This is a genomic window from uncultured Nostoc sp. (assembly GCF_964245575.1).
GTDB lineage: Bacteria > Cyanobacteriota > Cyanobacteriia > Cyanobacteriales > Nostocaceae > Nostoc.
Genome location: NZ_CAXTNP010000233.1, coordinates 1 through 12,948, shown reverse-complemented (window position 1 = coordinate 12,948; position 12,948 = coordinate 1). Strand labels below are relative to the sequence as shown.

At 41.1% G+C, this 12,948-nt stretch carries 14 protein-coding genes; 5 read left to right on the top strand and 9 right to left on the bottom strand.

Annotated features, from left to right (window positions below; genetic code table 11):
• Positions 1-87: 87 nt before the first annotated feature.
• Positions 88-696: a DUF4129 domain-containing protein gene (locus ACFFAP_RS28495; protein ID WP_375514382.1), complete on the top strand. Its 609-nt coding sequence runs from the start codon at positions 88-90 to the stop codon at positions 694-696.
• Positions 697-821: 125 nt separating this feature from the next.
• Here the strand turns inward: ACFFAP_RS28495 and ACFFAP_RS28490 are convergent, their stop codons facing one another.
• Entirely contained in the window at positions 822-2,102 is a 1,281-nt protein-coding gene (locus ACFFAP_RS28490; protein WP_375514381.1) for an aspartate aminotransferase family protein, read from the bottom strand.
• A gap of 238 nt (positions 2,103-2,340) precedes the next feature.
• Between ACFFAP_RS28490 and ACFFAP_RS28485 the strand changes: the two genes are divergently transcribed.
• Positions 2,341-2,526: a hypothetical protein gene (locus ACFFAP_RS28485; RefSeq protein WP_375514380.1), complete on the top strand. Its 186-nt coding sequence runs from the start codon at positions 2,341-2,343 to the stop codon at positions 2,524-2,526.
• A 283-nt stretch (positions 2,527-2,809) separates the two neighbouring features.
• On the opposite strand, the gene ACFFAP_RS28480 is transcribed toward ACFFAP_RS28485, so the two are convergent.
• Positions 2,810-3,271 (bottom strand): hypothetical protein, encoded by a 462-nt coding sequence (locus ACFFAP_RS28480; RefSeq protein ID WP_375514379.1) that lies wholly within the window; start codon positions 3,269-3,271, stop codon positions 2,810-2,812.
• A gap of 439 nt (positions 3,272-3,710) precedes the next feature.
• On the opposite strand from ACFFAP_RS28480, the gene ACFFAP_RS28475 reads away from it, so the two are divergent.
• Positions 3,711-4,730 (top strand): potassium channel family protein, encoded by a 1,020-nt coding sequence (locus ACFFAP_RS28475; RefSeq protein WP_375514378.1) that lies wholly within the window; start codon positions 3,711-3,713, stop codon positions 4,728-4,730.
• A gap of 139 nt (positions 4,731-4,869) precedes the next feature.
• Here ACFFAP_RS28475 and ACFFAP_RS28470 read toward each other — a convergent pair whose 3' ends face one another.
• Complete coding sequence (locus ACFFAP_RS28470) at positions 4,870-5,817, bottom strand: DUF3445 domain-containing protein (RefSeq protein ID WP_375514383.1); 948 nt, start codon at positions 5,815-5,817, stop codon at positions 4,870-4,872.
• Positions 5,818-6,090: 273 nt separating this feature from the next.
• A complete protein-coding gene (locus ACFFAP_RS28465; RefSeq protein WP_375514377.1) occupies positions 6,091-6,648 on the bottom strand; it encodes a methylmalonic aciduria and homocystinuria type D protein in 558 nt (185 codons plus the stop codon).
• A 170-nt stretch (positions 6,649-6,818) separates the two neighbouring features.
• On the opposite strand from ACFFAP_RS28465, the gene ACFFAP_RS28460 reads away from it, so the two are divergent.
• Positions 6,819-6,983, top strand: a complete 165-nt coding sequence (locus tag ACFFAP_RS28460; RefSeq protein ID WP_375514376.1) for a hypothetical protein — start codon at positions 6,819-6,821, stop codon at positions 6,981-6,983.
• Positions 6,984-7,124: 141 nt separating this feature from the next.
• Here the strand turns inward: ACFFAP_RS28460 and ACFFAP_RS28455 are convergent, their stop codons facing one another.
• From ACFFAP_RS28455 to ACFFAP_RS28435, 5 genes are all read right to left on the bottom strand, one after another.
• A complete protein-coding gene (locus ACFFAP_RS28455) occupies positions 7,125-7,331 on the bottom strand; it encodes a glycogen debranching protein (RefSeq protein ID WP_375514375.1) in 207 nt (68 codons plus the stop codon).
• Positions 7,332-7,633: 302 nt separating this feature from the next.
• The gene (gene rsmH / locus ACFFAP_RS28450; RefSeq protein WP_375514374.1) at positions 7,634-8,518 is read right to left on the bottom strand and encodes a 16S rRNA (cytosine(1402)-N(4))-methyltransferase RsmH; all 885 of its coding nucleotides are present in this window, start codon (positions 8,516-8,518) and stop codon (positions 7,634-7,636) included.
• Positions 8,519-8,690: 172 nt separating this feature from the next.
• Positions 8,691-9,071 (bottom strand): hypothetical protein, encoded by a 381-nt coding sequence (locus ACFFAP_RS28445; RefSeq protein WP_375514373.1) that lies wholly within the window; start codon positions 9,069-9,071, stop codon positions 8,691-8,693.
• A gap of 18 nt (positions 9,072-9,089) precedes the next feature.
• Positions 9,090-9,728, bottom strand: coding sequence for a hypothetical protein (locus ACFFAP_RS28440; protein WP_375514372.1), 639 nt, complete (start codon positions 9,726-9,728; stop codon positions 9,090-9,092).
• A gap of 15 nt (positions 9,729-9,743) precedes the next feature.
• Positions 9,744-10,607: a M48 family metallopeptidase gene (locus ACFFAP_RS28435; RefSeq protein ID WP_375514371.1), complete on the bottom strand. Its 864-nt coding sequence runs from the start codon at positions 10,605-10,607 to the stop codon at positions 9,744-9,746.
• A 334-nt stretch (positions 10,608-10,941) separates the two neighbouring features.
• On the opposite strand from ACFFAP_RS28435, the gene ACFFAP_RS28430 reads away from it, so the two are divergent.
• Positions 10,942-12,126 (top strand): NAD(P)H-quinone oxidoreductase subunit H, encoded by a 1,185-nt coding sequence (locus ACFFAP_RS28430; protein WP_375514370.1) that lies wholly within the window; start codon positions 10,942-10,944, stop codon positions 12,124-12,126.
• The last annotated feature ends 822 nt before the right edge of the window (positions 12,127-12,948 follow it).

Sequence of the window (12,948 nt, the reverse complement as noted above, 5' to 3'; positions counted from 1 at the left end):
GCTACGCGAATAGGGAAGTCTATAGTCAATAGTCAATAGTTCTTCTTCCCCTACCTCGCCTGCTTCCCCCTCCCTCATCCCCCATCTATGCCTACAGATACTTTTGAAAAAACTAGCTGGAGTTGGCAGTTGTCTCAATTCCAACAACAAGCGGGAGAATGGTGGGAATACCAGTTTTACCGCTTTGAACAGGCAATGCCCGAATTGCCTAGTGGATGGTCAATTAGCCCAAGGCTAGGTGAGTTGCTGAAATTCCTGTTTTGGCTGGTACTAGGCTTATTTATAGCGTGGGTAGGTTGGCGATTATGGCGAGAATTCAGTCCTTATGTATATTCTTGGCTGAATAGAAGTGGTAATCTCAGTGATTTTCGCGTAAAAACTCGCTCTAGTGAGTCATCCATAGCCCTTTTGTTGGAGCGATCGCAAGAATTTTACCGTCAGGGGAACTACCGTGAAGCTTGCCGTTGTGTCTATTTAGCTATGTTGCAGCAGTTACATCAAAACGCCATCGCACCCCACAAACTCAGCCGCACAGATGGAGAATATCTGCAATTGCTGCGATCGTCTGTGACTCCTATACAGCCTTATGAAACTTTAATTACCACTCACGAGCAATTATGTTTTGGTAATGCCGAAATTTTGCCAGATAATTATGAGCAGTGTCGCCAAGCTTATCGGGAAATTTCCCCAGAATGAAGAGAACGCTGTGATCGGAACACGACATACATAGCTAAAAAAATCAATAGTTTTAGTGAAAATTAATATAACAGTCAGAAAAAGCGAGAGATAGGCACAAAGACTTATCCTCGCTTTTTAATTACCTAAGCTGTGAGAGTTGCGATCGCCTTGTCCACAGCTTCTAAAGCAGTGTTTACTTCCGCCTCTGTGACAATTAGCGGTGGCACAAACCGGACTACTTTTGGCCCGGCTGGTACCAGCAATACGCCCTCATTGATGGCAGCATTAACGATATCTGCTGCGGTTAGTTGAATATTGGCTCGCAACTCCAAACCGTTGATTAAACCCCAACCCCGAATTTCGCCAACCTGCTGAGGATATTTCGCTGCGATCGCCTTCAATCCAGTTCGCAACTGTTCACCTCTGTCTTGCACATTCTGCAAAATATTTTCCCGTTCCAACGTCTGGCAAACACTGAGTGCTACACCACACACAAAAGGATTACCGCCAAAGGTGCTGGCGTGTTCCCCTGGTTGAAAAACATCGCAGAATTTCTTGCTCATCATTGCACCAATAGGGATACCGCCACCTAAGCCTTTGGCACTGGTGAAAATATCCGGTTCAACGCCGAGATGTTCGTAAGCCCATAATTTGCCACTGCGCCCCATACCAACTTGCACTTCATCAAAAATCAATAAAATGCCAGTTTCGTCGCAGATTTCCCGAAGCTTTTTGAAATAGGCAATATCTCCTGGACGCACACCGCCTTCTCCCTGCAATGGCTCAATCAGAATCGCTGCTACCCGATAATCGCCTTCATCCAACTCACTAATCGCTACTTCCATAGCGTTAATATCGTTGTAATTTACGTAGTGGAAACCAGGAACCAAGGGATCAAAATATTTTTGATACTTCGGTTGTGCTGTAGCGGTAATCGTTGCCAAAGTCCGTCCGTGGAAACTGGCATTGGCGGTTAAAATAATCGGTTTTTCAATGTCTAATACTGTGTGTGCATACTTCCGCGCCAGTTTAATTGCGGCTTCGTTAGCTTCAGCACCAGAGTTGCAGAAAAATACGCGATCGGCACAAGAATGTTCAACAAGCCATTTTGCCAATTCACCTTGCTCAGGAATGTAGTACAAATTAGAGACATGGTGCAGCTTCTGGATTTGGCGCGTTACCGCTTCTACCATAACTGGGTGGGCGTGTCCTAAAGTACAAGTGGCAATTCCGGCCACAAAATCCAGATATTCTCGCCCCTGTGTATCCCAAACCCGGCATCCAGCACCCCGTTCTAGGGCTAAGGGAAACCGAGCGTAGGTAGACATGACAGCTTCATTAAAGCTATCTGTATCAAAGGGACTGGATGCTGACCCGGAATCTGGGGGGATGGTGGCTTGGTCAACGAGAGTTTGTCGGCTCACTACCGCTCCTCCTGAAAGTTTTTCATTATATAGTTATTTACAGAATATAGCGGAAAGCATGAAAGCCCACCAGTAAGACCATAAAATCCCAAAAATATTTTATGGTCTTGCGTTCTTTAAGGGTGGGATGAAATGCACCACGGCACTTGTAAGTGCCGTCATATAGTATTAATAAAAAGGTTGACTTATTGTAAATAATGATTAGATAATAATTCTTAGTCAAGTCATCAATAACATCATGTTGATAGCAACACAAAAAGATGTTTGGCATCCTGAAAAAAGGACAATAAATATAATAACTGAATTAGCTAAATTCAGCAATAGTTTATTTAATGTGGGTACATATCAAAGCAGACAAGAATATTTTGAAAATCAAAAATTTGTTAGCCATGCTAAACTTTGTTCGTTAGGAAAGGAAAATTAAAATTCCAAACTGCTGTATTCACAGGTAGTACAGCAAACATTAAAAACAGTGGCAGAGGCGTTCATCAGTTTTAGAGAATTAGAACAATTAAGTAGCTTCTAAATGCGACGCGATCGCTTCATTATCTCTAGTCGGAGTATTATGTCGTTGTGCGTGGTCAGAGTTTACTTTTTGAAGTGTAATGAGGGGTCTGAACGTTTCGACAATCAAACATTTTACCCCTCAATAATAAAAAACTTAAAGTATCAACAGACCCGACTGTTACAAAACTCGTTCAATTGTGTTAGTGGTTAGGGTAGTACTTCCTAACTCTTTGAGCTTGTATATTAACAACGGTACCAGAGTCAGTTTCAGTTAAACTAAACTTGTCACCATCATCGTAAACAACACCGCTATAATTAACTGTCGTCCCATCGGTTCTTCTATAGGATGCAGTAAAGCTACAATCACTATTCACTTGGTATGTGCCTTGAGTGCCAAGATTAGTTGTCACTTTTCCCGCAATACTTCTAACTAGAATAGTGCCCGTGGCTTTTCCATTGCCATCATAGGTGCTTAATACATTTAAGACATACGGATCAGTGTTATTCACATACCCTCCACCTTGATTTGCATATACTCCATATAGACTTCTATTTGAACATGCTTTTTCTGCTTTTACCTGTTGGGTGTTCAAAACAACTGAAGTACCTAATGCTGATAGAATACAAAGCGTTAACGTCGCTAAAGATTTTATCGTTTTCATTTAAAGCCCCTCTTGTAACAATTTAAACTGCCTAGCTAAGTAAATAACTTAGCTAGGCAGTTCAAATTATGTCATAGAAATGTAACAGTCATTAAATTTACTAGTATTAAACAAAAATTATTTACAAAATCTTTAATAGTATTTTTAGAAAATATCTGAAAAGTTGAATATAATGCCATTTACTCACATCTTATACCAATGTAAATAATGTATTTTCCTCGCTTTTCATTTTTCTTGAGTAACCCATAGAGAAGGTATCGCCTACGGTGGCCGCTTCAAAGTAGTGACCTGTCATAGCTGGATAAGTTGTAGTTTGAATGTACTAAAAAGCACAAATGCGATAAAGTTAGTACAAAACTAGAAAAAGTAGGCTAAAAGTAATATTTTTACCTCATTCTCAACACTTGAGCAAAAATATCAACGTATCCAAAAGGAGTTAATGGCTGGAGCGATCGCTCTCGGCGGTGTTTTCTTCATTGGCACTTTGTGGTACTGGTTAGTGGAGGGCTGGTCATGGGAAGACGCGGCTTACATGACAGTCATCACTTTAGCGACTGTGGGATATGGAGAGATCCACCCAATGGGTAGCCGAGGACGATTGTTTACAATTGCCCTGATTTTGTTGGGTGTGATGAATATCGGTTACATTGTCAACAGATTTACAGAAGCGATCATTCAAGGCTACTTTCAAGAAGGAATTCGGCTACAACAACAGAGGCGGTTAATGGAATCCCTGTCAGAACATTACATCATCTGTGGATTTAGTCGGACTGGTCGTCAAATTGCCAAGGAATTTCGGGCAGAAGGTGTACTTTTTGTGGTAATTGATTCGGAGATGGAATCTATACAAAAAGCGCAGATGGAAGGTTACACGGCATACCAAGGTGACGCTACCCTAGATGACACGCTCCTGAAAGTTGGTATTGAAAGAGCGACTTGTATCGTTGCAGCACTTCCTTCAGATGCCGAAAATTTATATATTGTTTTATCAGCAAAAACACTGAATTCGGGAATTCGGGTGATCGCCCGGGCAAGTACAGAAGAAGCTTTGCAGAAGTTACGACGCGGTGGTGCAGATGAAGTGATATCCCCCTATATAACTGGTGGAAAGCGCATGGCTGCTGCGGCTCTCAGACCCCAAGTGTTGGACTTTGTAGACGGGATTTTGACAGGTGCAGACCGTCAGTTGTATATGGAAGAATTTTTACTCGAACCGTCTTTGTGTCCTTTTGTCGGTCAAACTTTGCAAAAAGCGAGATTGCGATCGCAAACTGGGGCATTGGTTTTGGCAATTCGCCGTGTTGATGGGACTCTCATCGGTGGCCCCACTGGCGATACGGTGTTAATGCCGGGAGATCGGCTAATTGGTATGGGTACAGCTGAACAGTTGCGTGACCTTAACCAAATTCTCGGCCCAATTGGTTCTCAGAAATTGCGTAAACCTAAGAATAATAGCTGATAATTACTTAAGCAGAATTAATTACACAAAAGCAAAGCGGAAGGGGAAGGAACATAAATCTTTTCCCTTTACCCCTTAGCCTTTCCCCACTCGCCAAAGTTTCTTTGGCGGACTACTATGTCTCTATACTTCACATACCTTAATTCTTTTCTAGCCACTCCAAAATACTAGTTTTACTCTCTACCAAGCCCTTATAAATTAGAGATTCAGGCGTCATAGATTGGATCGCAGCATACAGCTTAGACCGTAACATTGGGTCTTTTTTAACTACACTACAATCTCTAAAGTAAGTACGAATAATAAAAAGCGCCGCTTCATACTCCGGTAGTCCCCAAATTACTTGGCGCTCAATTCGCAGATAAAGCTTGGGATGCTGTAAATCAAAGCTTCTACCTTGCCATTGGTTAACTGACACACCAGGCGGTGGTTCGGGATGGTGGTTAAGGCGGGTGTCGGTACTCAAACCCCAAGCAAAGCGCACCATTGGTTTGTGGGTAATCATTGTATTAGCGATCGCATCCCCTCGCCGATTAATTTTTTCCATACCAGCCACAGGTGCATGTATCGTAGCAAAGTCCTTGCCAATTTTCTCCTGGGCTGACCAGTGGTTCGGATAGCAGAGATGAACTGCACTTAGCCAGTTGCTACCATCAGCAGAACGGCAGATAACTGTCAGGTCTTCCTGTACCTGTGCTGCTAAAGCATCAAGAGTAGAAGCGTAAGCTGGAACAACTGAACTATCTTCAACTTGCTGTAACTGCAACTGTGCATCTAAGTACAGTGTTTCTTTGGTAAGTCGGCTGTGGAATTTTAGAGTGTTATCTATTGACTTTTGGCAATCAAAATGCTGTGGGTGTTCTTGGGTGAGGCGATTAATTATTAAACGAGCGATCGCACCTGCCACAGCCTGAGAATAATTGCAGGTTTGGTAGTACTTGCTCAACCTTTCCCTACGAACTAAAAGTTTAGCCTGACGGTAATGGGTAAAATTATCATCAATTTGAAATACCTGCCGATCAGCCTGAGTGTTACCCAAACAGAAACCAAAAGCCATCATCCCCGGCTTGACTTCGTACCGTCCACTCATAAGAGGGAAATAGTAAGCCGCACTACTAGAGGCTTCGACTGTCCTAGCTTCCTGGAAGAATTTGTCTGGAGACACAGGTGCTGCTATACGTCTTTACATACCCATTTATAACATACATGAAGGTAGGAGGAAAAAATAACCCATGCCCAATGACCAATACAACTCTTGGAGAGGCTACGCCCTAAGCGTAGCTATGCCGTAGGCTTTACGGCAACTCTTGGAGACGCACTCGCGTTCGCTCAGTACAAGTGACTAATGACTAATAACTAATGACTAATAATCAATTTCTTTCCACCCATGCATGGCTGCTATACCTTTAGTAGCCCATTCGATCACAATTGGGGGAGCTTCTGATATCAAAATGCTAGGATAAACTGCTGCACCCCAGTCGGGATGAATTAACACACGGCATTGATTTTTAATCACTGGATAGTTGAGCAAAGCTTTGACAACTGCTGTGTCATCGTGAGGGATTGCTCCAGGATGAGACAGTAAAGGATAGCCTGTACGAGGGTCGATTAGGTCAGTTAAATAGCCGCGATCGCGCAGATTAAATGCCAAATCGCAGCCAAATCTCATAAACTTTTCTCGCAGGCGTTCTTTCTCTGACTCTACTTCTGCTGTCTTTTCGACTAATTGATAACGCGATTGCTGTAGGACAATCACTACTCGTAAAAAGGGCTGCCGTTTCCAATCTGGTAATATCCGTTCGCAGTTGGCACAGATATATTGACTGGGAGGATGAATTGAAATTTGAACCGCTTGTCCCGTTTCGCCAACTAAATTAATGGGACAGCTTTGCTCCGAAGTGTAAACCTTGGGATAGTTCACTAAATTGATTCGGCTTATGCAAATTTTTTAATTTAATCTACGGTATAGATGATACCTCTTAAAAGTTAATAAAAATCATTAATTTACTATAATCTGTTACTTTTTTTAGAAGCAGTTGCTAATAATTTAATAATTTTAATCCGAATTTTATCCTTTATTAACCTGTTCTCATGGGATTTGTTGCGATCGCTGTCGGCATTGGCTTAGGTGCAGCGTGTGGTAGACAAGTGATGCCTATGGCGGGCTACGCCTACGCTCCTGAAATCTGTTCGCTCAAAATCCCAAAAAATGACCTCTATCTCAGACGATTTGCAGTTAAAACCAAAATGGTATAACTGTTAGCAAAGCTGGATTAAACAGCCGTCTGGTGAAGCAAAGCGCGTTGGAGTTTCGCCAAAGGCAAGCAGAAAAAACAAAGATAATCGTGTCTCTTTGGAGATGCTGAAGCTATGCAGCATACTTTCCATAGCACCCAATTAATTGAGGTTTAAAGAATTCACCGGCACTTCATCCCAAGAATCGACTGTCCGCAATCGCGCTACCCAACCTGCTGCCTTTTGCGTCTCGGTCAAATTACTCTCAAAAGAATCATGACAATCTTTGGCTTGAGATTCATTACAAGTGGCAATACAGGCATGAATCATCCCAGACGGATCAATTTGCTCATTTACCCAAATAGTCATGGAATATTTCCTCGAAGACTGTACCGAAAAAAGCTATTCGTCATTTTAGAATACTATTAGAGTCGAAAATTGTAGCCAAAAATCGGTAACAAGTAATGAACTAATCCCAATTACCGATTACTAATTTACATTACCCAGTTCCGCTTTATCTGGTAGATACATAAGGAGAACCCTAGCAGAGACCAGATGACTATGCCACCTGCTGTAAACAGATTACTAATTTCCATCTACTATTTTTTAACTTACCAACAACGCTAGGTTCACAGATCGTTGAGATGGAGCAGTTTAACGCTGCATTGTAGTTACAGCAACTTTTGGGCTATCCTCAGTTTGGCCGATCGCGATCGCGGATTCTGACTAATTTCCTCTTCTTGTGCAATAATTGGCTTTTTTGTCAAGACCTTTAATAAAGGTGAATCTCTTAAACCATGCTTCACCGGGCGGTCTTCCAAACTGTGGAAACTGATAATCGCAATTCTACCGCCAGGGACAAGGGCATTTGGTGCTTTATCCAAAAAGGTTTCTAGAGATTTTAACTCATCGTTGACGACAATTCGCAGAGCTTGAAAAACACGGGTAGCGGGGTGAATTCTCCCATAACGGTATTTGGGGGGAACTGAAGAAGCGATCGCATCAGCCAATTCTGTAGTCGTGTGCAACGGTCGCCGTTCGACAATACGTCTCGCAATACGCCGTGATAATCTCTCCTCACCGTACTTAAAGAAAATATCTGCTAATTCTGCTTCATCCCAATTATTAATCACATCAGCAGCAGTTAGCGATCGCCCCCGATCCATTCGCATATCTAAATTCGCAGCTTGGCGAAAGCTAAAACCCCTTTCTGCTCGATCTAAATGGTAAGAACTTACCCCCAAATCAGCTAAAATACCATCGAAAGTGTTGAGAGGAAACTCGTAGTCAGCAAAATTACTATAAATAAATTGTACGCGATCGCCAAACTCTGCTAATTCTTTCCTCGCTGCTGCTAAAGCATCCTCATCTTGGTCAATTGCCGTTAATTGTACATCTGGTGCAGCTGCTAAAATCAAACGGCTGTGACCACCACCGCCTACCGTCGTATCAAGATAATGACCTCCTGGAGATACCGCTAGACCTGCAATTACTTCCTGCGGTAACACTGGTAGATGAGAAAATATCGGTTCTTCGATAGCTAGCTGACGATTCATGAGACTTAGGGCAAAAAACCACAGATGAACTTTAATTATGTATTCTTTTGTTTGTGTATTTGTAGTTCCTAGCTAAAAAATAGTGTTTAAACCACTAAGACACAAAAGAAAAATATCATAAACTCAACACTCAGCGTCAGCTTTGAATATTGAGTTTTAAGCATCTTTAGTGCTATTTTTTACCTTTTTTTTGGTAAATCATCGAATTTGGTATCCGTTTTAATTTTTTCTCCATACTTAAATTGCTATTTAAAATAAAAATGAATACATTATCGGGCAATTCATTTTCCTCTAATAAGCTATTCACAAGTTTAGAGCTATCGGCTTCATAAATACGACTACCTTCCCAAAAACTAAATCCACGCTTCACAGCTAGAACATAAAGTGGTTTTTCAGGAAAATATTGCAGATTTTTTTGAACTAAATAAACAGTTATTATATGCGGATAATGAGATAACTGCTGACGAAGCTTGTTTAGCTCTGTATCTGAGATATTATGAGATTCAAATTTATCATTTTCTCTCACATTTGAACGCTCTTGCTGTGCTTTCAAAATTAGTTTATGATAATTTTAGGCACGTTCTTGATAAGATTTTGCTTCATTAATTTTTCCTTGTTGTTGAAGAAAATAGCAAATTGTCTGACAACCTTCTATGACTATACTTGAGTCTTGCTCTATTGCTCTTTCAATGTATTTTCTTCCAGTTGTATCCTGTTTGTTTAATAATATTTGCCCTAATAAATAATTAGCTGAGGCATGGTGAGCATCACGATGAATAATTTCTTGTAATAGTGATATAACCGCTTCTTCACCATCAAACTCAAATGTTAAAAATGCTCGTTGACTAGCTTCTTCTAAGGTTAACTGTTGTTTTTGCGATTTGTGGTTTAAATCCTTCAATGTAGCTATTGATTTTTGAGACTCAGCATATTTTTGTCGCCAAGGTGTTGCTATTTGTTCTTGCCAAGTTTGACTAAAATATTCGAGAATTTTTTCTAACCTATCTCCTAAAAATTCTTGGGCAGCACTGATTGTAATAGGCGCATATATAGCTACTTCTTTCTGATACTGTGGGAGGTATCCCAATGCTTTTAGTCTATCTGTGAGACAAGGATGAGTATCAGCATTGTTAGTTTTTTCTGCTAATGCTTGCATGAAATAAATACTTGCTTCTGCCTGAGAAACTCTTTTACTTAAAGCTTGTTGCATCACTGCATAAGTCATTTATGGCGGCTCAATTTCTGTCTGTATTTGTTTATAGATACTAGACCAAAAATAATTTTCTAAAAATCTAGCTTTGATCTCCACATTTATCAAAGCTTTAGCAATATTTTGCTCTCCGGCTATATCAACAGCACATCTATCTGCTTCATATTCGTTCATTCGTGCCAACACAAAAGAATAGGCATTAAAAAACGGAATGTACCATATTAAAAACAGAGAAAAAATTAACAATGATATATTATGTCCACTTTGTCGTAGTCCTTTAACAATGCGATACCAAGTTTCACGTTGGCGATAAATCCAAGCACTAAAACGGCTGTGATTTGCTGATAAATGTCCTAGTTCATGAGCTAAGACAGCACGAAATTGTTCGGGTGGCAATGCTAGCATTAGCGGTAGACCCACAATTAAGTAATTTTGCTGCCATCCCAGCAAACCTAAGGGCGGTATTTGGACAACCCCAGCATTAAAACTGTTGGTCAGCAAGATGTGGTGAAACTGTGGAGCTTGCAGTTTCGATGAGATTTCGTTAATTAAAGAATAGAGATTGGGTACATCCTTGGGTTGCAGTGGTAAACCTGTAGGCGGGGGAAAAGAAACCCAAAGCGATCGCACTAATACGAATGCTAACGTCAGGAAAAACAGAAGACCTGTCAAAGATAAGTTAGAAATTGACTGAGCATTAAGTATCCCAAAGATAATACCTACCAGTAGAGCCAAGGTTACAGCTAGAACCAAAAATATATATGCGTAGCCCAAAGTAGCTAAAAAAGCAACGTGCAATTTATAAAGATGCGGTTGTTTGTTAGCAAAAACTTCTAACTTCTGAATTAGCCGATCAAAACGGTCTTGATTGAAAGCCATAGATATGTATCAGCCTGATAAAACTGTAATATAGCTGACACAATATCTCTATAGCTTACGTAAAAACTCAGAAGTCAATAGTCATCATTGAGAAAACCGTCTTTTTTCACCCCGTCCCTTTATCCCAGCACCATGAGATAAAAAAATTCGATGCCTTAATTAAGTGCATATCGAGCTTCCATATAATAGTTGAAGAAGTGCAACAAAATTAAACATCAAATCAAATCCTTCCTCCCAAAACCCTTACTTTGGCTTGACAAACAAGATAAATTGGGTCTAGTTGGCATCTGCGCGGTTGAATTCAATATTTTCACGAACGGAGAACACGAAATTTATGACCAGACTAGAAACCCGCACTGAACCGATGGTGCTAAATATGGGGCCACACCACCCCTCAATGCACGGGGTTCTGCGGCTAATCATGACTCTGGATGGTGAGGATGTCGTTGACTGTGAACCAGTTATCGGCTATTTACACCGGGGAATGGAAAAAATCGCTGAAAACCGTACTAATGTAATGTACGTCCCTTACGTTAGTCGCTGGGACTACGCGGCGGGAATGTTCAACGAAGCGGTTACTGTCAACGCCCCAGAAAAGCTTGCAGGTGTTGCTGTCCCCAAACGTGCTAGTTACATCCGCGTCATTATGCTGGAGTTGAACCGCATCGCTAACCACTTGCTGTGGTTTGGCCCTTTCCTAGCTGACGTAGGCGCACAAACTCCCTTTTTCTACCAGTTCCGGGAACGGGAGATGATTTATGATTTGTGGGAAGCCGCTACAGGTTATCGGATGGTGAATAATAACTACTTCCGCGTTGGTGGGGTAGCAGCCGATTTACCTTATGGTTGGGTAGATAAGTGTGTGGAATTCTGCGACCATTTAATACCCAAAGTTGATGAGTACGAACGCTTAGTAACCGATAACCCCATCTTCCGGCGACGTGTTGAGGGTCTTGGTACTATCACCCGTGAAGAAGCAATTAACTGGGGACTTTCTGGCCCAATGTTACGCGCATCTGGCGTGCAATGGGATTTGCGGAAAGTTGACCATTACGAATGCTACGACGATTTCGACTGGGATGTACAGTGGGAAACCGCCGGTGATTGCTTTGCCCGTTACGTGGTGCGGATGCGGGAAATGCGCGAATCTGTGAAGATTATTCGCCAAGCAATTAAAGGACTTCCTGGCGGCCCTTACGAAAATCTGGAAGCCAAGCGTTTAGCCGCAGGTAAAAAATCCGAGTGGGACGCATTTGATTATCAATTCATTGGTAAAAAAGTTTCCCCCACTTTCAAGATTCCTAAGGGTGAAATCTACGCCCGTGTAGAAAGTGGCAAAGGTGAATTGGGAATTTATTTGGTTGGCGAGGATAACGTCTTCCCTGCACGTTGGAAGATTCGCGCCGCAGATTTCAACAATCTCCAGATTGTTCCACATTTACTGCGCGGGATGAAGGTTGCAGATATCGTGGTGATTCTTGGCAGTGTTGACGTAATTATGGGGTCTGTGGATAGGTAGAGTAAATATCTATCTAAGTATTTTTTAGAGCAGTTGTATTACAGTGCAACTGCTCTATTTTTTTAGTTAATCAAGCTAAATAAAAATCTTCCTATAGGACTCATATTTGATTGCGTGAAAAAAACTCAGTACACCTTTATTCCTTTTTCCCAGTCCTTAGTCCCCAGTAAAGAGTAAAGAGTCTCTACAAGTAATTCAGGAATCAAATCAGATTGCTATAGTAAGGACTTTAGTCCTAGCTTTGGGGACTGAAGTCACCACTACAAACTGTTTATTATAGGTGATTTGGCGGACATAATACAGCAGATGCGAAACCGAATAAAGCTTTAATAATGTTGGGTTTCGTTCCTCAACCCAACCTACGCTTTGAGGAAAACACCGAAATGAGAAAGCAAACTGGGGTTTGAATAAGTAAAAGCTCATTTTGCTTGCGTAAAACACCGAAATGAGAAAGCAAACTGGGGTTTGAGAAAGCAATATCTCGTTTTGCTTGCTAAATCTACTGAAATGAGAAAGCAAACTGGAGTTTGAAAAAGCAATATCTCTTTTTACTTGCTAAATTTACTGAAATGAGAAAGCATTTAAGCATTTTGAGAAAGAAATTAGGCATTTTGATAAAGCATTTAAGTATTTTGATAAAGTAAACAGGCATTTTGATAAAGCATTTAAGTATTTTGATAAAGTAATCAGTAAATATACCGCCTGAAGGTAAAAATGATGAAATTAACCCCTCCCTACTAATGGCGGAACCATGAAGGTTTTTAATTATATAGGATTCATATTTGATTTTTGAAATACACGTAGGGTGCGTTATGCCTCTGG